The sequence below is a fragment of the Dietzia sp. NPDC055343 genome (genome assembly GCF_053645265.1).
In genome coordinates this window covers 1-21988 of sequence record NZ_JBSHMJ010000046.1, presented here as the reverse complement: position 1 = coordinate 21988, position 21988 = coordinate 1, and the positions used below count along the sequence as shown (strand labels likewise).

15 protein-coding genes and 2 pseudogenes are annotated in these 21988 nt (G+C 71.0%); 9 read left to right on the top strand and 8 right to left on the bottom strand.

Going from position 1 to position 21988, the window contains the following annotated elements; all coding sequences use genetic code 11:
* On the bottom strand, window positions 1-214 hold a 214-nt coding region (locus tag ACWIE7_RS16440), incomplete at its 3' end, for a putative quinol monooxygenase (RefSeq protein WP_454069976.1).
* A 107-nt stretch (window positions 215-321) separates the two neighbouring features.
* Here ACWIE7_RS16440 and ACWIE7_RS16435 point away from each other — a divergent pair.
* Window positions 322-1263 (top strand): GlxA family transcriptional regulator, encoded by a 942-nt coding sequence (locus tag ACWIE7_RS16435; protein WP_454057762.1) that lies wholly within the window; start codon window positions 322-324, stop codon window positions 1261-1263.
* A 511-nt stretch (window positions 1264-1774) separates the two neighbouring features.
* On the opposite strand, the gene ACWIE7_RS16430 is transcribed toward ACWIE7_RS16435, so the two are convergent.
* Window positions 1775-3910, bottom strand: a complete 2136-nt coding sequence (locus ACWIE7_RS16430) for a hypothetical protein (RefSeq protein ID WP_454069975.1) — start codon at window positions 3908-3910, stop codon at window positions 1775-1777.
* Between the two features lie 104 nt (window positions 3911-4014).
* On the opposite strand from ACWIE7_RS16430, the gene ACWIE7_RS16425 reads away from it, so the two are divergent.
* The gene (locus ACWIE7_RS16425; RefSeq protein WP_454069974.1) at window positions 4015-5295 is read left to right on the top strand and encodes a lipopolysaccharide biosynthesis protein; all 1281 of its coding nucleotides are present in this window, start codon (window positions 4015-4017) and stop codon (window positions 5293-5295) included.
* A gap of 315 nt (window positions 5296-5610) precedes the next feature.
* Here ACWIE7_RS16425 and ACWIE7_RS16420 read toward each other — a convergent pair whose 3' ends face one another.
* Complete coding sequence (locus ACWIE7_RS16420) at window positions 5611-7101, bottom strand: DUF3068 domain-containing protein (protein ID WP_454069973.1); 1491 nt, start codon at window positions 7099-7101, stop codon at window positions 5611-5613.
* A 100-nt stretch (window positions 7102-7201) separates the two neighbouring features.
* Here ACWIE7_RS16420 and ACWIE7_RS16415 point away from each other — a divergent pair, with 100 nt between their 5' ends.
* The gene (locus tag ACWIE7_RS16415) at window positions 7202-8533 is read left to right on the top strand and encodes an acyltransferase family protein (RefSeq protein WP_454069979.1); all 1332 of its coding nucleotides are present in this window, start codon (window positions 7202-7204) and stop codon (window positions 8531-8533) included.
* Window positions 8534-9507: 974 nt separating this feature from the next.
* Here ACWIE7_RS16415 and ACWIE7_RS16410 read toward each other — a convergent pair.
* Both ACWIE7_RS16410 and ACWIE7_RS16405 read right to left on the bottom strand, forming a co-directional pair.
* A pseudogene (locus tag ACWIE7_RS16410) lies at window positions 9508-13068 on the bottom strand (DUF3367 domain-containing protein); the annotation flags it as partial.
* Between the two features lie 35 nt (window positions 13069-13103).
* Window positions 13104-13271, bottom strand: a complete 168-nt coding sequence (locus ACWIE7_RS16405; RefSeq protein ID WP_230930530.1) for a DUF2613 domain-containing protein — start codon at window positions 13269-13271, stop codon at window positions 13104-13106.
* Window positions 13272-13451: 180 nt separating this feature from the next.
* Between ACWIE7_RS16405 and ACWIE7_RS16400 the strand changes: the two are divergent.
* Window positions 13452-14045: pseudogene (locus ACWIE7_RS16400) on the top strand (TetR/AcrR family transcriptional regulator); the annotation flags it as partial.
* Window positions 14046-14218: 173 nt separating this feature from the next.
* Window positions 14219-16036 carry a long-chain-acyl-CoA synthetase gene (locus ACWIE7_RS16395; protein ID WP_454069978.1) on the top strand — a complete coding sequence of 606 codons (1818 nt, stop codon included), beginning with the start codon at window positions 14219-14221 and terminating at the stop codon, window positions 16034-16036.
* A gap of 218 nt (window positions 16037-16254) precedes the next feature.
* On the opposite strand, the gene ACWIE7_RS16390 is transcribed toward ACWIE7_RS16395, so the two are convergent.
* Window positions 16255-16746, bottom strand: a complete 492-nt coding sequence (locus ACWIE7_RS16390) for a nuclear transport factor 2 family protein (RefSeq protein ID WP_454069977.1) — start codon at window positions 16744-16746, stop codon at window positions 16255-16257.
* Window positions 16747-16769: 23 nt separating this feature from the next.
* Window positions 16770-18032, bottom strand: coding sequence for a bifunctional glutamate N-acetyltransferase/amino-acid acetyltransferase ArgJ (gene argJ / locus ACWIE7_RS16385; RefSeq protein WP_454069972.1), 1263 nt, complete (start codon window positions 18030-18032; stop codon window positions 16770-16772).
* A gap of 347 nt (window positions 18033-18379) precedes the next feature.
* Between argJ and ACWIE7_RS16380 the strand changes: the two genes are divergently transcribed.
* The 4 genes from ACWIE7_RS16380 (at window position 18380) to ACWIE7_RS16365 (ending at window position 21320) form a co-directional block, all read left to right on the top strand.
* A complete protein-coding gene (locus ACWIE7_RS16380) occupies window positions 18380-18508 on the top strand; it encodes a hypothetical protein (RefSeq protein ID WP_454069971.1) in 129 nt (42 codons plus the stop codon).
* Window positions 18509-19274: 766 nt separating this feature from the next.
* A complete protein-coding gene (locus ACWIE7_RS16375) occupies window positions 19275-19430 on the top strand; it encodes a hypothetical protein (RefSeq protein ID WP_454069970.1) in 156 nt (51 codons plus the stop codon).
* Window positions 19431-20565: 1135 nt separating this feature from the next.
* Complete coding sequence (locus tag ACWIE7_RS16370) at window positions 20566-20709, top strand: hypothetical protein (RefSeq protein ID WP_454069969.1); 144 nt, start codon at window positions 20566-20568, stop codon at window positions 20707-20709.
* 149 nt (window positions 20710-20858) lie between these two features.
* Window positions 20859-21320, top strand: coding sequence for an SRPBCC family protein (locus ACWIE7_RS16365; RefSeq protein WP_454069968.1), 462 nt, complete (start codon window positions 20859-20861; stop codon window positions 21318-21320).
* Window positions 21321-21322: 2 nt separating this feature from the next.
* Here the strand turns inward: ACWIE7_RS16365 and ACWIE7_RS16360 are convergent.
* A partial coding sequence (locus ACWIE7_RS16360; RefSeq protein WP_454069967.1) for an NAD(P)H-dependent flavin oxidoreductase occupies window positions 21323-21988 on the bottom strand: 666 nt, incomplete at its 5' end.

Genomic DNA, 21988 nt, shown 5'->3' with positions numbered 1-21988 from the left:
TGGCGTGGGCGTCGCGAGCGGCCTCGTCGGGGAATGCATCGAAGATCCAGAAGGTGTCGGCGTGGGTCCTGACCGCGAACCAGACAATCGTTCCTTCTTCTTCGTTGGCGAGTGCGACAGCGCCGGCGAGCAGATCGGCGAGCGCGTCGTGCTGTCCATCGGCCGCGACGATCTTGGCGACGAAGGCATACGGAAGTGTTGCGGGTGTGGCCATGAGGGACTCTCCTTGAAATCGGGGTTCTTCGTGGGACGAGTTCAGCGTATGACGAGCGAGGGCCGGTGGGAAGTGGCGTATACGGCAGTATTGCTATTGTTTACGTCATGCGTATCGGACTGATCGCGATCGACGGCTGCTTCGGTTCGGCTATCGCGTCGATCATCGACATCGTGCGGGTGGCCGACGGAGCCCGCCGCGATGTCGACCCGCGGATCGACCCGATCAATCTCGCCATCCTCGGACCGAAACGGCGAGTGACCACGACGGCATCGATGACCCTGTCGGTGGACCACCCACTGTCGGAGTCCGCAGAGTTCGACGTGGTCGTCGTCCCTGCGCTTGGAACCCTTACGGCCGCCGCTACCAACGACGCCCTCCAGAGCCGAGATGCTCGTTCGGTCATCGCCTCGCTCGGGCGCCTCGACGAGGCGACCACCCGGATCGCCGCGGCGTGCACCGGCGTGTTCGCTGTCGCCGAGACCGGACGGATGCATCATCGGCGGGCGACGACCAGCTGGTTCCTGGGGCCGGAGTTCCTGAAGCGCTATCCGACCGTCGCCCTCGATCTCGACACCATGGTCGTGGTCGACGGGAACCTCGTCACCGCCGGCGCCGCGTTCGCCCACATCGACCTCGCGCTCTCACTCGTGCGATCGATCAGCCCCGACCTGGCCCAACATGTCGCCAAGCTCCTCATCATCGACGAGCGCCCGTCGCAGGCGGCCTTCGTCGCCTACGAACATCTCCGGCACGAGGACCCGATCGTCGTCGAGTTCGAACGCTTCGTGCGCGCCCGCCTGGACGAACCGTTCAACGTCGCCTTCGTCGCGCAGTCGCTCGGCACCAGCCGGCGCACCCTCGAACGACGAGTCCGTGCGGCGCTCAACCTCACTCCGCTCGGCTTCGTCCAACGGCTTCGCATCGAACGAGCTCGGCACCTCTCAGCAACCACGGACCTCACCTCCGCCGAGATCGCGCTACGGGTCGGCTACGCGAACGCCGAGACTCTGCGCTCCCTCCTGCGTAGGGAGCGACGCCGTTCCTGACCTATCGCCATGCCTGTAGCCGGTGTGCTAGTGCTCGACTGGAACCACCTCTCAGCACGTCGCGTCGACGCTCCTGCGTCGCCCCTGGACGACCCACTCGACACGCCCGCAGCACAGGCCCTGTGACGTGTCCCGGCTTCCCGGACGGTCGGGGTTGGGTGGCTGTGATGTCGCTGCGTTCTCGTCGAGAGGATCAGCAGACCCGATCAGAGTCGATTGGGATAAGACGCGAAGGCTGTCAGGTCAGGGCGGCCGAAGCCGGCCGGCGGGGTAGCGTCGGACACGTCGAGGTCTTTCGGATGGATGGCGTAAGAACCTCCATCGTCGGGAGATCTCGACGTCTATCTGCGGACCGACGCGCCCGGCCGACCTACACCCTCATCTGGGAAGAGCCGGTAACGCGGCCCGCGTCGACATTGAGCGATCGCGGTCGACGTCGAATGCTGCATGTGCGGGATCCGAGCAGCCCCCACCGTGGTTTGCCGCCGCCGTGTAGGCACCCATTGCGGCGTCAGCTGTTGCGGACGACCCGACCCGCCCGGGCGCGACCCGTCGCCAGCGCGAGCGAGGCGGCAAGCACGATCAGCCACAGTGCGTGCGCCGCGAGCACCGCCCCGCGGGCGGCCCCCGAGGCCGGGTCTGCGGACGCCTCGGACAGGGCGTTCTCCCAGGTCGATGCGATCTCGCCGGCACTCGCCTCCGTTGGCAGGCCCGCTGAGTCTGGCAGAGTCGCCCCGGCCGGCGGCGGCAGCTCGTAGAGGGTGAGTTCGGGGTTGGAGAAGGTTGTTGTCGTCGAGGTTTCTCGGGGAGCATCCCCCGCGGTCAGGGTCTGCGCCGACTCGCCGCGGGGGCCGGCGGACGTGCGCTCGTCGAGCACCCAACGGATGCCCATCGATGCCAGGACCTGTGCGTCCTCCCCACGCATGAGCGCCTCGGTGGCCCGGCGCGCGCGATCTCCCTCACCAGATACCGCTGCCTGACCCGCGCCGCCGACCACGAGGTCGCCCGGAACCAGCACGCGAGTGTCGAGCAAGCGCGGCGCCGGGTCAAGGACTGCACGACCGTCCGCCCACAGTGGCGTCGAACGGAACGAGCCGGCCGGCAGGACCAGCAGGTCGCCGGGCTGGCCGTCGACGATCGCGGCCACCTCCGCCCAGCCGGGGCCGAAGGTGACCGGCCGCAGCTGGTCCCACAGAGCGCGGGGAGCGTCCGGGACCGCGGCGATCGCGATGGCCGTCACCGCGATGGCGGCGCCGATCGGACGCAGGCGCGCAGCGAGGGCGCAGGTTGCGAACGTCAGCGCGAGGACCGTCGCCGGCAGCGCGAGTGCCACGAATTTCTGCGTGTCCCGCAACAGGCCCGCGGCCGGCACCGCCCCGACCAGCGCGTCCAGCACGGCGATGCCCGGTCCGGTCGCGGCGATCGCCACCAAGAGCCAGGTGAGGATCGCGGTCGGGATCGTCGCCCGCACCGGCGGCAGGCGCCGGGAGCGCCACAGGCCGCGCGCCGCCAACACCCAGACCAGCAGGAGCAACGCCAGCGCCACAGCCGCCCACCACGTCGCGCGCGACGGCGGCACCGCCTGCGAGTTCCAGATTCCGCCCAGCGCGACGACCGAGCCGAGCGTGCCGATGCCGGGCTCGGCGCGGGCGGCGAACGCGGCCACCCCTGTCGCCGCGGCGCCGGCCGGCCCCACGCCGCCTGCAGGTCCGGCGCCGCCCGCCGGTCCCGCACCGCTGGCCAGGGCCGTCGCCAGCAACCAGGGCAGGGCGGTGACCACTGCCGTCACCGTGAGCGCCACGGCCGCACGGGCTCGCGCACCGGTCCACGCCCGACGGCCGGGCGACACGTCCGCGCAGGTCAACGCCACTGCCGCAGCGATGACGGCAAGCACCCACCCGGTGGGCGTGAGACCGGCGATCGCCAGCGCGGCGCAGGCCCCGGCGACGCGCAGCCCACCGTGCCCTCCCCCGGCCCCGCGGCCCGCCCGACGTGCGCACCCGGAATGCTCATTTTTCGCCGACTTGCGCGCGCGGATTGCACCATTCGGGGCGCGTAAGGCTCGGGGGTCCGCACGAGCGAGGAGCACCGGCATCGTCATCACGGCCGCGACGCCTGCCAGCAGCGACCAATGCCCCTGCAGTAGCCGCTCCACCACGAACGGATTCCAGACCGCGCCCACCACCGCCGGCAGCCGGATCCAGACCGCCGAGCCTGCGGCACGCGCCGAACCCTTTGCACGCGCCGAACCTGCAGCGTCCGCCGAACCTGCGGCGTCCGCGCCGGTTGCCCCGCCGCACGCCGGCACGACCTGACGGACCAGGGCGCCCGCCGCGACCGCGAGCCACACGCAGAAGATCGCCGTGAGCAGGCCCGTCAGCGGCCAGACCGGCAGCCCGACCGCGCCCAGAGCCCGGCTCGCCCACACCATCGCGACGTCCTGTGGCACCGCCCGCGCGGCCGACTCTCCCAGCCCGAGAGCCGCTTCGGACAGTGGCGGGCTCGGGGTGGCCACCCAGTCCCGAAGCAGCGGGAAGCCCGGGCGCGCGAGCCCCGCCAGCAGTAGGGACGTCACGACCAGTCCGATGCCGGCGTCCGTCAGCGCGGCCGCGCCGACCCGACTGCGGACCCCGGCGCTGGCTGACATGCGGACATTCCATCACGTCGCCAGGGCGGCATCCGCCCTCGCGCCTGCCCGGCCGCCGCACCACCGGATGGGCGCGGTCCGCGCAGCCGCCTACGATCACCCGTGTGGATCATCAGGAGCGCGCGGCGGCACCCGACTCCGCCACCAGGCGCTTCCTGACGGGCGCGGGAGCGGTGACGGCGGGCTCGATGCTCGCCAACATCGCCGCCTACCTGCTTCATCTGCCCGCCTCGCGTTGGCTGGGGCCGGAGGGCTACGGCGCCTTTGCCGCGCTGCTGTCAGCGCAGTTGCTGGTGGCGGTGCCGTCGCTCGCGCTACAGGCGGTCGTGGCGCGCGAGCTCGTGCGCGGGGTGTCGAGCGAGGCGTTGCGGTCGCTCGGCCGACGGGTCGCGTTGCTGGTCACGCTTGTCGCGGCGCTGGCCGTGGTGCCGGTGTCGCTTCTGTTGAACACGCCCGTGCTCGCCACCGCCGCAGCCCTGGTGCCGGGCCCGGTGCTGTGTCTTCTGGCGACCGAGCAGGGCCTGCTCCAGGGCTCCGAACGGTTCCGCGCATTGGGCGTGGTGTTGGCACTGGCCGGCGCAGGGAAGGTCGTGCCGGCGGTCGGCGTGCTCGCGGCCGGCGGCGGAGTCGGGCCGGCGTTGGCGGCCGGGGCGGTCGGTGTGGCGGCGGCCTGGCTGGTGGCGGGCCGGATCGTGGCGGCCGGCTCCCGCTTCACAAGCTCCGTCGGCTCGTCCGACTCCCACGGCTTCCTCGGTCACGAGACCGGGCCGGGGTCGCCCGGGCCGAGGTCACCTGGGCCGTTGTCGCCCGGGGTGGCCGCAGTCCTCGCGGCCGGGCAGGTCCAGCTGGTGATGATGGCGCTGACCTCGGTTGACCTGCTTATGGCCCGAGCCCTCCTCTCCCCCGAGGACGCGGGTCGATATGCGCTCGGAGCCGTTGCCGCGAAGGCCGCCTTCTGGCTTCCCCAGGCCGTCGGCACCGTGCTCTACCCGCGCATGGCCGACCCCGCAGGGCACCGGGGTGCTGTCCGCTCCGCCGTCGGTGTGCTGCTGGGGATCGGCGCGGTGGTGGTGCTCGGTGCCGCAGTGGCCGCCCCGCTCGTGCCGGTTCTCGTCGGCGCCGACTACCAGCCGGTCGCCGGGCTGCTCTGGGCCTTCGCCGCGCTCGGCGTGGTGCTCAGTGTGCTGCAGGCGTTCCTGCTGGCCACCATTGCCACGAATCGGACCGTCGAGGCCGGCATCGCCTGGTGCGGGCTGGCGCTCACGGCGGTCGTGGTGTGGTTCGCGCCCCGTGACGTGACCGGGGTTCTGGGGGCGACGCTTGTCGTCGTGGTGGTCACCACGGTCGTCGCCGGCTGGCGCGCGTTTCGGGCCCGGCCCGCCTAAGCAATCACCCCGCTTGAGGTCCCACCCCTCAGATCTGCCGCTCGAACTGCGATCCGCCGCAGGAGCTCCGGCGGCAGATCGCAGTTCGACCGGCGGATTTCTGTCTGCGCCCCGGTGGGCTGGCCAACGGATCGATGCGGGGCGGCGGGGCGGAGTTGGAGTCAACGAGAAGAGCGTTCCGCACACCCTTACTCGGGCGGTGTGTGCGGAACGCTCTTGTCGATGTGTCCGCCGCGGCGGGCCGGGCGAACAGACCGGGGCAACCGGACGGGGGCCGGACTGCGGGCGACTACAGCCCCGGCCCCGAACGGGAGATCAGGCGCGGGCGTCCGGACCGGGTCCGGCAGGACCAGCAGGCCCGGCAGGACCGGAGCCGCCCGGAGCAGGACCCGCGGGCCCGGCGGAGCCGTCACCGCCCGGAGCAGTACCGGCGGGACCAGCAGAACCGCCACGCCCGGCGGGACGCGAAGCGCCCGACCTGCGGCCCGCGGTGCGGGAGCTTCCGGCGCTACCGCCGCGGGCACCGAGCACGATGCCGCCGATCAGCGACAGCACGCCCAGGATGCCCAGAATGATCGGCACGACGCGGCCGAAGGTGTTGAGGGTGTCGGCGCTGTCCTGCGCACCCGCCAGCGTGATCTCCTGGGTCTCCTCGTTCCAGCCGGACTGGAAACGGACGGCCGTGCGGGTCGGCTCGGCCCTCTCCTCTTCCACTGCGGTCTTGTCGTTGAAGAAGGCGTCGGCCTCGGCCTGGTCCTCGGCGAAGAACTGGAAGATGTCCTCGGAGCCGTTAACGATCTGGCCGGTGGACGGGTTCACCCAGATGGTGCGGGTGTTGGTGTAGAAGCGACGCATGTCGACCTCGCGCTCCGGGTCGCCCTCGAGGCCCCACTGGCCGGCGGTCATGCCGTCGCGGCGGTAGCTGGCCAGGACCGACTCGACGGCCGGGTCGTAGCCCTCGGAAATCGAGGCGAAGTGGTCGCGGATCGAGGACCACATGTCGATGGGGCCCAGGTTCTGACGGAACTCGTACGCCTCGACACCGCCGACGGTGGTCTCGCCGACGAACTCGATCGGGTTGGTGGTGAAGGTGCTGGCGTCGAAGTACGGGTACGACTTCTGCTCGGTGTCGAACGGGAACTTGTACTGCAGGCCATCCCGGACGAAGCCGACGGGGGCGGACTCCTCGCCACCGGCGGCGACGATCTGCATGGTGCTGGTGGCCTCGTCGATCGGCATGGCCGTGACGCGGTCGAGGGTGATGCGGTCGACGGTCGCGTTGATCAGCGCGGCGTTGTCGCCACCATCGGCCAGGTCCTCACGCAGCAGCGACTGCGCGGCCTGCATGGTGATCACGTCGGAGTCCGAGGGCTCGACGGCCGTGACGCGACGCTGCGAGTACAGCGGGACGTCGTTGTCGATGAAGCAGCTCACGGCGAGCTGGACCTCGGAGTCGTCGGCCTCGTCGTCGCCGACCGCCTCGACGTCCTCGCCCTCGGCAGCGCCCTCACCGGCGGCGCCCTCGGCGGCCGCGTCGTCCCCGCCCGCGTCCGGCACGCGGCACTCCTCGCGATCGGCGTTGAGCTCGGTCGGAGTGTTGGTCGCCAGCGACAGGCCCACGAGCACCGCACCGGGCGAGACCTCGGTGACCGTCGTGGAGTTGATGTCCAGCGGGGTCTTCTTCTGCGCCGGCACCACGAAGAACACCAGCGCGAGTGCGATAGTGATCAGGAAGGTCCCGAGCCCCACCAGGACCAGCGCGGGAACAGTCGACCTCCGTCCCGCGGAACTGCTCTGACGTGCCATCGGTTGTCCTCCTGGAGTATCGCCGTCGGTCCGCCCACCGCCCGGGGTTCACCGGGGCGATCGCCCGGGCCGGACCATCATCAGGAGAAGATTAACAGTGATGAAGAACGCAAACGGCACCCCCGACCACCGAGTCGGCACTCTCCCGGCCGCCCGCGGGTTCGTCCCGGCGCTCGAGGGATTGCGCGCGATGGCCGCCTTCGCCGTTCTCACCACCCATGTCGCTTTCCAGACCGCCTCCTCGACCGGGTCGGCGATCCACCGGGTCTGGGGTCGCATGGACCTGTCGGTGGCCGTGTTCTTCGCGCTCTCGGGCTTTTTGCTGTGGCGCGTCCACGCCCTGCACGCCCGCTCCGGCGCCCCCGGCACCGCCCGCCCGGCCCGCACCTACCTGCGCTCGCGTCTGGTGCGGATCATGCCCGCCTACCTCCTGTTGGTGGCGGCGGCATTCCTACTCCTGCCGCAGAACGCCTCCAGCCCGCTGACGACCTGGACGGCCAACCTGACGCTCACGCAGGTGTTCGTCCCGGACTCGTTGGCCGAGGGGCTGACGCACGCGTGGTCCCTGTCGGTGGAGATGACCTTCTATATAGTGCTGCCGCTGTTGTGGTGGGCGCTGGCCCGGCTGCGGGGTGCGGCGGCGCGGTGGCGGATCCCGGTGATCGCCGGGGTGGGGGTGCTCAGCCTCGGGTGGGCGCTCGTGCCCTGGTATGAGCTGGGGTTGCCCGAGCGCCTCAACGACCAGATCCTGCCGCCGGCCTTCGCCTCCTGGTTCGCGGCGGGCATGATTCTCGCCGAGCTGGCCGCCGCCCCACAGGGCCGTATGGCCGCCCTGGCCCGGCGCCGCCACGCGCGCTGGGGCTGGTGGGCGCTCGCGGCGGCCGCGTTCCTCGCCTCGACGGTGCCGCAGTGGTTCACCGAGGGGTTCGTCCACCCGTCCGGCCCGGAGTTCGCGGCCCGCACCGCGCTCGGCGCGGCGGTGGCGTTCTTCCTGCTCGCCCCGGTCGTGCTCGCGCCGGAGGGTCAGCGTTTCGCGGTCCTGGGTTCGGGGCCGGTCACGATGCTCGGCCGCTGGTCGTACGGGGTGTTCCTGTGGCACGTGCTGGTGCTGCATTTCGCGTTCCAGATCGCGTTCGTGCCGATGTTCTCCGGGCGGATGCTCGAGATCTGGTTGCTCACCGCGGCGGTGTCGACGGTGATCGCCGCGGTGAGTTACTCGCTGGTGGAGGAGCCGTCGCGCCGCTGGTTGTCGCCGCGCCGCGACCCGGGCGCGCTGCCGGCGCCAGACGGCCTGTCCGACGACGGGGCCGACGACCGGGACGACGGAGCCGAAGACTGGTCCGACGACAACGCCCCCACCGACGGCACGCCCACAGACGGCCAGCCCGCCGCCAACCCGGCGCAGACCAGCCCGAACACCGTCGCCACCTGAGGCGCCCAGCCGTCACCGGCGTAGCCGAGTGGGTCCGGCCACGGGGCACGCGCCAGTAGCGCCGCGCCGGCGACGATCCCGATCCCGCTGCCGACGACGAGCCATCGCCGCGCCCGTCCCGCACCCAGGTATCTGCTGGCCACCAGTGCCGCACCGGTGAGACCGGCGGTCAGGGCGAGCCCCACCGGCCCGGCCACGACGAACCCGAAGACCGCCGTTGAGGCCACGATCACGGCGCCGCCGGCCCGCCGCGGGGTCGTCCGTGTCCCGGCACGGTCGTGCTGCCCGCGCACGAGGAACAGTACGAGCACCAGCAGCAGCGCGATGGGCCCGGTCAGCAGCGCGGCCCGGTACGGGCGGTCGAGCGGCACGGTGAGGACGAGCGTCATCCCGGTGTCGGCGGCAGGCAGGACCCAGCCCTGCTTCCAGCCGTCGATCGTCACGGGCCGCGGGTCGGCGAGCTCGGTGCCGTCGTCGGCCACGAGTCGCGCCTGCCACGCCGGGGTGACCGATTCGGGGATGACCAGCACCCGCTCGCGCGCCGAGCCGGGCACGTACAGCTCGCGGCGGGAGTCCTCCCAGGCCACCGTGCCGACGGCGCGCGTGGCCTGGAGGCCGCCGCCGAGCGGCGCGGCGCCGCGAGCCGCGCCCTCGCCGCCGCGTCCGCCCTCGCCACCGGGGCCGTCCGAGCCGGTGGGTCCGCCTTCGCTGCCGGGGGCGACGCGGAGCCCCACCGCGTCCACCGTGAATGCCTCCCCGGGGTCGACCGAGACCTCCTGCGCGCCCGCCGCGAGCTCGACCGGGCGGCTGTCGCACAGCTCGGCCGGAACGGCGGCGCCGGAGAGCAGGTCGCGACGCGAGGCGCTGATGCGCGTGCCGACGATCCGGTCGCCGATGTGGATCCGGGGCCCGTCCTGGCAGGTCAGGGTCACGGGCTCGCTGTCTGCCGCGGGCAGCGCGCCGATGCGGGCGCCGGTGTCGTCCTGCACCCAGACCTCGGCCAGTCCGCCGGGCACGGGCGCCCCACTGGGGTCGCGCACGTCGGCGGTGGTGTCGAGGCGGAGCGTGACGCGGTCGGTGTAGTCGGGGGGAAGGTCGACGACGACGGAGCCGTCCTCCTCTGTGGCGAGTTCGGTCAGGTCGATGCTCGTGCGCTGCACGCCGGTGTCGATCGTCACGACCGCAGGAGCGGCGGGGGCCGCGGCTCGGGGTGCCCACAGGCGCAGCGAGCCGACGAGGTGCCGGCCGGGAAGGCGCAGTTCGAGGGTGGGCGAGGGCCCGTCGGGGGCGTGCCAGCTGGTGGCGCGGTCGCCGTCGACGGCCGCGTTCGGTCCGCCGGCGGGGTCGGTGACCTCCGAGTCCCCGAAGGCGCGGACCTGCCGGAAGCGGCTGGCGGGCGTGCCACGCAGGACGTCGTCGAGCGCCGGGCCGGAGCGGGGGCGGACCAGCAGCTGCGGGACGACCGCGGTGTCGGCGGGGACGTCGAGCAGGCGGGCGAACCGGCCGGGTTCCTCGGCCTCGATCCAGAGTTCGGGCGCGCAGCGGACGGCGCCGGTCTCTTCCTCGGCACCGGCGAGCCCGTCCACCGGGGAGCCGCCGTGGACGCAGTCCGAGCGGCCGGGCAGCTCCTGGCGCAGCAGCCACCCGGAGGGGGCCGCCGCGGGGTCATCGGTCGCGGAATCACCGGCGGCAGACCCGCCGCTGGCAGGACCGGGCCGCTCCGGCAGCGTGATCGTGCGCAGCAGGGGGACGTTCTCGCCGCCGGTGGTCAGCCCGATGTCGGCGATCTCGAAGTAGGTGCCGCGACCGCCGTCGGCGAAGCCGGTGGCCGTGACGCGGACCCGCTCGGTCTCGCCCGGCGGCAGCGCGATGGTCGTCTCCTCGCCGAGTGACGGGAACACGGTGGTGGTGCCGGTGTCGGTGCGCACCTGCAGACTCGTCAGCGCGGCGCCGGCGGTCGGCTCGGGCACGGTCAGCCCGAGCACGGCGCGGTCGACGGGCTCGGGCAGCTCGATCTCCATCCACTCGCCGAACGCCGAGCCGAGGCCTCCGGAGCGCCACGTGCTGTCCGGGTCGCCGTCGACCGCCGCGGCCACCGAATGCGACGGGCGCACCGGGCCGGTCTGCGCGGAGTCCGCCGCCGACGACGACACCGTCACCCGCGCATCCCACCAGCGCGCCCGGGCCAGCGGTGGCTGCTCGTCCGCGACGCTGGCCGCGTAGTCGGGGATCGTGCCGCGGCTGCGGCGGGGATCGCCCTCGGCCCGCACGGCGGACGAGTGGTGGTCGAGGCGACCGAAGTCGGTCTCGCGGTCCATCGGCGAATCGGTGAGCACCGGCCCGATCGAGTTCACCGGCCGCGGCCGCGGGAACGGGTCCGATCCGGGCCCCACGTCGGCGGCGAGCGCGTCGGCCTCGAGCAGGCGCGTCACCCGGGCCGGGGAGCCGGTCGTGTCGCTCCCGACCCCGAGGTCGTCCAGCGCGGCGAGCGACTCCGGGCCGCCCGCGACCACCGGCAGGTCGCGGACCTCCACGGTGTACGGCGCCGTGGCCGAGCGCGGCGGGCCCGGGGCGGTCGCGTCGGAGCCCAGCCTGGAGTCGACGCGGTAGATCTCGATCGCGGGATACGCGGGCCGGAGCCCGGAATCCGGGACGACGACGGGCTCGGCGCCCTCGGCGTTGTCGTCGTCGGCATTGTCTCCGTCGGCGCTGTCTCCGTCGGCGCTGTCTCCGTCGGCGCTGTCTCCGTCGGCGTCGTCGTCCCCCTCGGGCGCGCGGGCGCCGCCGACCGGCGCACCGAAGTCGGCGACCCGCACCAGGCCGGGCGAACCCTCGAGCGTCTGGTGGACCAGGGCGGGCCACGGGGCGGCGGAGGCGGAGGCGTCGGTGCCCTCGAGGTCGTTGCGCACCACCAGGTACCCGATGCCCAGCGAGGCGAGCGTGGCCGCCATGCCCGGCGCGGGGCGGCCGTCGGCGAGGCGGCGCTGGACGGCGTCGAGGGCGCGGATCGCGGGGGCGGGCTGCAGCGGCACCGAATCGCGGACGGCCCAGGGGGTGTCGGCGAGCGGCTGGAGCGGCTCGTCGCGGGTCACGCCCCACACCTGGCGCGCGAAGGAGGCGCCGGGCACGACGAGGGCGCGCGTGGTGCCGGCGGGGTCATCGGTACCGTCGGGCCCCGCCACCGACGCGTTCTCCGACAGCCACGCCGCGGCCTCGGGCCAGTAGTCGGGCACCTGCTCGTGCGCGCCGACCGGGGCGAGCTTGCCCAGCAACGCCGGGGCCACCGCGACGGACGCCGCCAGCACCACGACCATCGCCAGCGCGACGGAGCGGTCGCGCTCGGGGTGCGCCAGCGTGTCGGCCACCTGCCGGCGGTCCCCGCCGACCCGGGCGAGCAGGTGCGCGAGCAGATGCGCCACGCCGAGCACGATCGGCAGGCGCAGCAGCGGCTCGAACTTGTGGACGTTGCGCAGCGGGGCGCCGGAGCCGTCGAGGAACGCGCGCACCGTCTCGGCGAGGCCGCCGCCGGCGGGCCCCACCCACGGCGCGGCCATCGCGACCAGTCCCACGGCGGCGATCACCAGCAGCCGGCCGCGGGCGGGCATGCCCCGGCGCAGCAGTCCCACCACGCCGACGGCCGCGATCACTCCGGTGGCCAGCACGTATACGGGCTCGCTGGTGAGGGCGGCGCCCGCGATGCGGTCGGTGGAGACGAACGGTACCCACGTCGAGGCGCCGCGCAGCACCTCCGTCACCGAGGACCAGCGGGTGGTCACCTCGGCGGACTCGATGTGGTCGAGGAACGGCGGCGAGACGCGGCCGAGCAGCACCAACGGCACCGCCCACCACACGCACACCGCCGCGGACAGCGGCAGCCACCACGCGGCCAGGCGCGCCCACGTGCGGTCGGGGCGGTGCATGACCCACCACAGGATCGCCGGCAGGCACGCGGCGGCGGTGGCCACGGCGTTGACCGCGCCCATCAGCGCCAGCGCGAGCGCCGCCCCCGCCCCGCCGCGGCGCGGCGACATGCGGCCCTGCAGCACCCGGATGACCGGCAGCAGCACCCACGGCGCGAGCGCGACGGGCCAGATCTCGGAGGAGATGGAGCCCAGGTCGCCGAGCATGCGCGGGGCGAGCGCGTAGAGGATCCCGGCGGCCGCGCGGGTCTGGCGGGTGCCGATCCGCAGCGCCGCCGCCACGCGCACCACGCCCACGTAGGCCACGGTGAGCAGCACCGCCCACCACAGGCGTTGGGTCAGCCAGGCGGGCATCCCCACCAGGTCGAACAGCGCGAAGAACGGCCCCTGCGGGAACAGGTAGCCATAGGCCTGGTTCTGGACCTGGCCGCCGAAGGACATACCGGTCCACAGATGGGTGGCGCCGGCGAGGAAACGGACCGGGTCAGCGACCAGGTCATATTTGGTGTCGGGGACGATCTGCCCCGGGGCCTGCAGGCAGGCGAGGAGAAGAAAAGCGAGAAATGCGACGACGCCGTCGCGCGCACCGGCGCCGAGACGGATCCCGCGGATCACCTAGGCCGGAGGAAGGATCGACAGGGGGCGGGCGGCTAGCGCGCGCCGTACTCGACCTGGCCGAGCAGCGCCTGGTCGGCGGGCGGCTGCGGCACCTCGGGGATCGTGTTCTCGGCCATCGAGGTGTTGAGCCCGAACGCGACGATGCCGCCGAGGACGATTCCGCCTACTGCGCTGGCGAGCGCTCCGGTGCCGAAGCTCATCGAGTTCTCCCTGCGATTCACGAAAAAAGATGCGGTTCCGCGGGCACCTCAGGGGCACCCCGACGCCGAAAGACTAGCACCCCGCTTCGCGCCATTTCGTAGGTAGCGCTGACCACGAGTCCTTACTGGCGGGTAAGTTAGTGTGGCAGAACACACCCACGACCCGCCGGGAGGAGCCCTGTGTCGACCGGGACCAAGCGCATCCCACGCGCTATCCGAGAGCAGCAGATGCTCGACTCCGCGATCCGCGTGTTCGCCGATCTCGGCTACCGCTCCGCCTCCATGGACACCATCGCGCGCGACGCGAAGATCTCCAAGCCGATGCTCTACCTCTATTACGGCTCCAAGGAGGAGCTGTTCACGGCCTGCGTGGTCCGCGAGTCCGGGCGGCTGATCGACCAGCTCACCGCCGCGGCGCTCGCCGGCTCCGGTCCGCGCGGCCGCCTCGAGAGCGTGGTGCAGTCGTTCCTCGAGTACGTCGACGAGCACCCCGACTCGTGGAACGTCGTCTACCGCCAGGCCTTCGCCGAGCCGGCCTTCCGGGGCCAGGTCGAGAAGATCCGCTCGGGCCTGGTCGATCTCACCACGGATGTTCTGCAGCAGCACTGGGGTGACGAGCGCAGCCGCGAGAACCTCGAGGTGGTGGCCACCGCGCTGGTCGGCGCGGGTGAGGCCGTGGGCGACCGCGTCGCCCGCGGGGCCATGCCCACGTCGGTGGCCGCCCGGGTCGTCGTGGACCTGGCCTGGCGCGGCCTCGCCGGCGACCCCGTCAGAGACCAGGCCGTAACCGGTGGCGCGAAAGACCCCCACAAGACCGTCGATGACGACGACGATTCGGACACCATCGGTACGTCCACCCACCGCCCCGCCGCCACCGAGGAGCAGCCGTGACAGACAAGACCTCAGCGACCACCAGCGGTGTCGAAGGCGCCCGCACGCTCAGCCCGATGGACCTGGCCAAGGGGCTGCCGTCGATCATCGCGGACCTGCCGTCGGTGCTGAACGGGCTGCGGATCGTGCGGACCTCCCGCCCGAGCGACCACGTGTCGATCGGCACGCGGTTCGAGTCCCTGGCGGCCTCGCAGCCCGACGCCCCGTTCCTGCGTTTCCTCGGCACGGAGGTCTCCTACGGCGAGGCCAACCTGCGCGCCAACCGCGTCGCGGCGGTCCTCAAGAATCACGGCGTCACCCGCGGCGACACGGTGGGCGTGTGCATGACCAACCGCACCGAGGTGATGCTCGCGATCCTGGGCGCGGCCAAGGCCGGCGCGTCGGTGGGCCTGCTCAACCACCATCAGCGCGGCGACGTGCTCGACCACTCGCAGAAGATCATCGAGTCGAAGGTGGTTCTGGCGGGCGCCGAGTGCGCTGAGACCGTCAACTCCATTCCGCGTGAGGACTGGAGCGGCACGCTCATCGCGGTCAGCTCGCCGGTCGACCTGCCGCAGCGCGGCCTCATCGCGGGTGACCGGCCGGAGTCGATGTCCGATCTGACGTGGCTCGAGGACGAGCTCGCCGCGCTCGAGGACTCGGTGGGTCAGACCGATTTCCCGGACGCCGCCCAGACCGTCGGTACCGAGACCGCGTACTACATCTTCACCTCCGGCACGACGGGCCTGCCCAAGGCGTCGACGATGTCGCACTACCGGTGGAACCGGGCCCTGGCCGGCTTCGGCCTGTCCGGGGTGCGGTTGAAGAAGGACGACGTCCTGCTCTGCCCGCTGCCGATGTACCACAACAACGCCCTGACGGTGGGGCTCGGCTGCGTCTTGGCCGCGGGCGCCTGCATGGCGATCGAGGAGCACTTCTCCGCCTCCAAGTTCTGGGATCAGGCGCGTGCCTCCGGGGCGACCGCCGCGATCTACATCGGCGAGATCTGCCGCTACCTGCTCAACCAGGAGCCCGGCCCCGGCGACCGAGACCACTCGATCCGCGTGATGACCGGCAACGGCCTGCGCCCCGAGATCTGGGATCAGTTCACCGAGCGGTTCGGCATTGACCGGATCTGCGAGTTCTACGCGGCCAGCGAGTGCAACATCGCCTTTGTCAACGCGTTCAACGTGCCGCGGTCCACCGGTTACTGCCCGATGGATTTCGCGATCGTCGACTACGACCCGGAGACCGGCGAGCCCCGCCGCGGCGCTGACGGTCGGCTGTCGAAGGTCGGCAAGGGTGGTGTCGGACTGCTACTCAGTGGCATCTCGGCGTCGCAGCCCTTCGACGGGTACACCGACCCGGAGGCCACCGAGAAGAAGATCGTCCGCGACGCGTTTGCCGACGGCGACGCCTGGTTCATCTCGGGCGACCTCATGATGAACCAGGGCCTCAAGCACGCCTCGTTCGTCGACCGGCTCGGCGACACGTTCCGCTGGAAGGGCGAGAACGTGGCCACCACCGAGGTCGAGGCCGCGGTGGGCACCCAGCCCGGTGTGGACCAGGCCGTGGTCTACGGCGTGCCGGTCACCGGTGCCGACGGCAAGGCCGGCATGGCCGCGATCCGCCTGCACGACGGCGCCGAGTTCGACGGGCAGGCCATGGCCGACGCGTTGCGCAAGTCCCTGCCGGCGTACGCGGTACCGGCGTTCATCCGGCTCTCCGCCGAGCTCGAGCACACGTCGACGTTCAAGAGCCGCAAGACCGAACTGCGCGAGCAGGCCTTCGACACCAGCGTCTTCGACGAGCCTGTGTATGTGCTCACCAAGAAGAACGGATACGTCCCTCTCTACGAGGGCGCCGAGCGCGAACTGGTCGACGGCACCGCCTGAGCCGCCGCAGCTACGCAGTTGCAAGACATCCCGTCCCACCTCCGCGGTTGCAAGACACCCCGTCCCGGTTGCACGACAGCAGTGGCGAAATCTGCCCGATCTTCGAACGAGAAGTCGTGCAATCGTAGGTCGATGTCTTGCAACTTCGGAGGTGGGCCGGGCGACGTCCGGCAACTGCGGGGCCGAGCGCGGAGTAACGCGTGCCGGGGCGGGGCTTCTCAGGCCTGTGACCAGCCGGTGTCCACGCGGATCCGCTCGAGCCGCCGGTACGAGATGAGCCACTGGCCGCCCACCCGGCGGTAGCGCTCGTGGTAGTGACCCCAGCCGTGCAGCCAGCGCTCGCGGCCGTCGATCTTCCACCACAGCCGGTCCTCCATGGCCCAGATTCCGGTGGCGGTCGGCTCGCCCGTCTCCGGGTGGGGCCCGGCGTACTCGATCAGCGGGGTGTGCCCGTGGTGGACGCTGGTGACCGGCGCGGCGCCGTCGAGGGTGTCGCGGATCTTCTCAGTGAGCGCCTGCCGTCCCTGCACCTGCGACTCACCGCCGCCGGCCGCCCAGGACTCGCTCACCACGTCCTCGGTGTGGCACGGCCCGTAGCCGTCCCATTGCTTGGTGTCCATGACGTAGAGGCGGCGGGCGAATACGGCGCGGATCGCCTCGAGGTCGACGGTGGAGAGTGCAGACCCCTCACCGGCGCCAGCCTCACCCACACCGGCCGACCCGCTTACGGCACTCACGTCGTGTAGTCCGCGTTGATGGCGATGTACTCGCGGGTGAGGTCGCAGCCGTAGACGGTGCAGGAGCCGCCCGCTGACCCATCCGCGGCCCCACCGGCAGCACCACCACCGTCAGCACCACCCGCGGCACCGCCCGTTACGCCCAGGTCCACGGCGATGGTGACCTCCTCGGCCCGCATGATCTCGGTGAGCCGCTCGAGCTCGGCCTCGCCGGGGAAGGCGGGGTAGGTCTCGAGGTCGCCAAAGACGATCGTCACGCGCTCTGGGTCGATGTCGGTGTCGTCGCTGCATTTGCCGATCGCCATGGCGACGCGTCCCCAGTTGGGGTCGGCGCCGTGCACGGCGGTCTTGACCAGCGGCGAGTTGAGGATCGCTTTGGCCACTCGCTTGGCCTGGTCGCGGTCGCGCGCTCCGGTCACCTGGACGGTGAGCAGCTTGGTGGCGCCCTCGCCGTCGCGGGCGAGCTGCCGGGTCAGGTCCAGGCACACGGCCTTCAGTGCCGCGCGGAGCTCGTCCTCGGCCACCTCACCCGCTGTGCCGCTGGCGAACGCGATCGCGGTGTCGGAGGTGGAGGTGTCCGTGTCGACGGATAGGCAGTTGAAGGTGTCGTCCACCGCGGCCCTGAACGCGGCATCCAGCACGCCCGGTTCCACGGCGGCGTCGGTGAAGATCACGGCGATCATCGTGGCCATGTCGGGCTCGACCATTCCGACGCCCTTGGCCACGCCCACGACCTGGGCGGTGGACCCCGTCGTCGTCGTCATTTCCCGCACGGCGGTCTTGGGGTGGGTGTCGGTGGTCATCATGGCGGCGGCCACATCCAGGGCGTCGGAGCCGAACTCGGCGCCGGCGAGCCCGTCGAGGTGGGTGCGCAGCAGGTCCATGGGGTACTGGCGGCCGATCACGCCGGTGGAGGCGATGAGCAGATCCTCGGGCGGCACGCCGACGGACGCCGCGGCGCGGTCGAGGACCTCGCGCGCGTTGGCCATGCCCTGCGCGCCGGTGGCGACGTTGGCGTTCTTGGCCACCACCACGAGGCCCCGCGCGCGGCCGGAGGCCGCGTTGGCGCGACTGAGGACGACTGAGGGACCGGCGAAGAGGGACCGGGTGAAGACGGCCGACGAGGCGGGGGCGGGGCCGTCGTTGACGACGACGACAACGTCATCCCCCTCCTCGCGCAGACCCGCGGAGCCGGCGTGGGCTCGGAAGCCGGCCGGCAGGGGGACGGACGCGGGAGAGGAAGGCGAGTGCGCAGTCATGCGGCCATTGTCCCCCGCTAGGTGTCTAGCGGTAGCAGTTGCCACCCTCTCCGGCATCACGCATGCGAGATCACAGAGACCAAAGGGTCCAAAGTTAAGAAAGAGGTCAAAGTTAAAACTGTTACCATATTGTGACCTAGGGCACTTTGGCCTGGACGTGACGTGCCTGACCTGCCGCGACGCGGAAATCTAGGCAGTTCAGACAGACCCGCTCGCAGATCCTTCTCAAAATTGTCTTACAAAGGGCGTAACGTTCCGACGTGTGTTCGGGATGAACAAGTTGAGTCCATCACGGACCGCACCCCCAAGCGGCGAGACGCGCCGCAACTCGAGGAAAGGACATCACCATGCTCGGTGACATCGTTGGCGATATCGTTGGATTCTTCTACGGCCTGGTCGGCGCCGGCTCCGCTGCGGCCAACATCACCGGTTGGACCGTCGTCGGCTCGCTCGACAACATCTTCGACATCTGGTGAGCTTTGGGCCAAGTCGTTGACCGCTGAGCGACAGCTCGGCAACAACCCGCCGCGCCAGCATCTACCTTCGGGCAGATGCTGGCGTTGCGCATTTCATGCTACCTCCCCCATGCCCCACGCGTAGCAGCCCCCCCATCAACGTAGTTGCAGGCGTTCGACTATGGGCCGCATAACACAGCACCATACCGCTACTCCGCCAAGAACGTACCCGATACGGCAGAGCACGCAACCGCCCCACGACGTAGCGACCATGGGACGCAGACACCGGGCGAGCTGGCGCGAATGGCCTCGGACGGCGCCGACAAGCGCGAAATCACTGGCCAGCCCAGGTCCGACTTGGCGCTCGGCGCTGCCGCGTCGGGCAAATCGTTGGTGGCAGCGCCCTCGGGGCGAGGTCGGGTAAGACCGCGAGCCCGAGAGAGAACACGTGCCGGTTCGGCCCATCGTTAGCTGCGGTACGTCCGAAGGCAGCAGGCGCGTGCGCCACGAGGGCAGCTCGAGCGGGCTACCAAGTCCCACAAGGCAAACTCTAAAGAAAACAGAATACTGTGCCCCAAGTCACGAAGACGCGAAAAGCCTCGCCACCTGCACCGATACGGAACTAACCCGAGTCCACACAGTCGCGTTCGCAAAATCTACTTAAGATTGCCTCACTCAGGGTGTAACGTTCCGCCGTGTGCTCGGGATGAACATATTGGGTTCATCACGAACCACCCCCACCCCCCAGCGGCACAGACGCGCCGCACCTCAATGAAGGGACAACACCATGCTCGGTGAAATCGTTGGCGATATCGTTCGATTCTTCTTTGGCCTGGTTGGCGCCGGCTCCGCTGCCGCCAACATCACCGGAGCGACCGTCGTCGGCTCGCTCGACAACGTCTTCGACTTCCTGCCCGAAGGCCCGGTCGGCCCCCTCGCCTGACGGGCTCTAGCTCTCGGGAAATCACAGCGCCGGCACTCATCTTCGGGTGGGTGTCGGCACTGTCCATTTGAAAGTAGCTCACCTACTGGCGGCGTCTCGCGCCGCCCCATCAAGGTAGTTGCAGGCGTTGGACTACACGCCGCACGAATAGAGTAGCCCACATTCTGTGGCGCACGACTCGCACCGATAGCGCCGCATGTTCCACACCCATCCCGTCGCCAGGCGCCCTTGTCATCGAACCGTCAGTCAAGCACGGTGTCAGCCAGCGCCTTCCGACGTCGCAGTGCAGCCCCTGCCCGGCGCCTCTCGCCGAAACAGCCCCGTCGCGTCGCGCAATCCGCGCTTGTGACGTCCCTCTCGCGGGTGAGGCCGCAGTCGTAGACGGCGCTTTACGCGTCCGGCATCCTGCCCTCCAAGCCCAGGTTCGCGACGATAGTGGCCAGCGCCCGGGCCTCGTCCAGCCGCGCCAGCCACTCTCCTCCAGGGAAGGATGGGCACCTATCGAGGCCGCCGACAACGATCCCCCACTTGGCGGCCGATGGCGCCGAGTAAGGCGATGGGCAGGCTCTCGGCCGGGATGCCGAGCCCCGCGGGCGGTCGACATCGTCACGCGCTGGGCAATACCCAGTCTGGTCCTAGGCGAGACTGAGCCCCGAGTCGGCGCAACTGGGGCGTTGGTGTAGAGGAAGGAGCGAAAACCTCCGAGAAGGGGAAGCGGGGCGGCTATTGACAACGGCGTCGCCAGCGCCTCCCGAGGCCCCGGACTCCGCCTGGCCCTGAAAGTCGGCGAACAGGAGAGTCGCCTTGGAATCACTTCTCTGGTCTCCCATGCCGACCACCGCCTCCCGCCAGCCGACGGGCCACCGAAAACGACGAGCCAAGCGACACCCGCGCCTCGATCTCGCTTTTGTGACCTACATAACATCTGTCCAAATAGCCACCCCTTGAACAGGAATGATAAGTGTTCGTATATCCCAAACTCGTTGTGGGACAGCCCTTCCGAGTGGCAAATCTGGGGTTGCAACGTAACGTTTGGTGGCGAGTTCGGGATGTACTTCACGAGTCCATCACGGACCGCAACATGAGAGAGGCGGCGCACCCCGGCGCCGCCCCGCTTAACGAAAGGATCACTACCATGATCTCTGGCTTCCTTGATAAGATCGCTGCCGGCTCCACGGGCGTCGTCACCACCGGTTCCGACGTCGTCGACCTGTTCGCTGGCCTCCCCGCCCAGCTGATCGGCCTCTTCTCCGGCGCCCTCGAGGGCATCGGCTCCTGATTTGAGCCGTTGACGTCTGAGGCCTGAGCCTCGGCGTCAACACCGCAACGCCGGCATTCGTCTTCGGACGGATGCCGGCGTTGTGCATTTTCGAACCCGGCCTCTCGGGTACGCGGACTACAGCAATGCGCGTCACTAGACTGACGCCCATGCAGCTCGATCTGTCCCGCCACATCAATGCCGACCCCGCGACCGTGTGGGCCGTCCTCACCGACATCCCTAACGCTCACCGCACGCTGAGTGGCGTCCTGTCGGTGGAGATCCTGACGGCCGGCGTCTACGAGCCGGGTTTTCGGTGGCGCGAGACCCGCAAGATGTTCGGCATGAAGTCGACCGAGGAGATGATGGTGCAGACCGCGGATGCGCCACACTCCACCACGATCGTCGCCGAGAGCGGCGGGACCGAGTACAAGACGGTGTTCACCCTGACCGCCGACGTTGACGGCGGCTCGACGTTGTTCATGCACTTCAGCGCGGAGACAGCGCATGCCCCGGCCATCTCCCGCGTGGTGATGGGCGTAATGGGCAAAGTCGCACTGAACTCGACCCGCAAGACCATGGGGCAGGACCTGGCCGACATCGCGGCCGAGGCCGAGCGCCGCGCGGCCTGAACTCAAGACCGCTGGGCGGACTCCCAGAGCTCGGCAACCACCTCGCCGGCCGGCCGATCGGCGTAGGCATCCGCAGCCCGCCACCGCGACCCGGCCCACAGCGGCGGCACGTCGATGTCGCCCGCCTGGGCAGCGGCTTTACGCATCGGCCCGGTGAGGATGTGCAGGTGGGGATACGCGGCCGGTGCGGCGTCGTGGTGCTCGGCCACGAATCCGTTGACCAGCGCGCGGGCGTAGCGCCCGGTGTAGCAGCGCGTGGGCCGCGTCTCGGTGAACCTGGGATCGCCCAGCGCCGCCCTGTGCAGCGCGCTCGTGCCGGCCTCGGGGGTGCGCAGCAGCACGGTACCGAGCTGCACGCCGGTCGCCCCGGCGGCCACCGCAGCGGCCACGTCCTCCGGGTTGACGATTCCGCCGGCGGCCACGAACTCCACCGCCGGCAGTGCCGCGCGCACGGCCCGCACCAGTTCGACGGTGGTGATGTCGTCGGGCTCCTCCCCCACCGTCGTGGTGGACCGGTGCCCGCCGGCCTCGGCGCTCTGCACGGACAACCAGTCCGCCCCCACCTCCACGGCTCGCCGCGCATCCTCGACGCCGGCGACGGTCACGACCACCGCCGACCCCGCCTCCTGCAGCCGCTGCACCACCCCGGAGCCCGGGATCCCGAACGT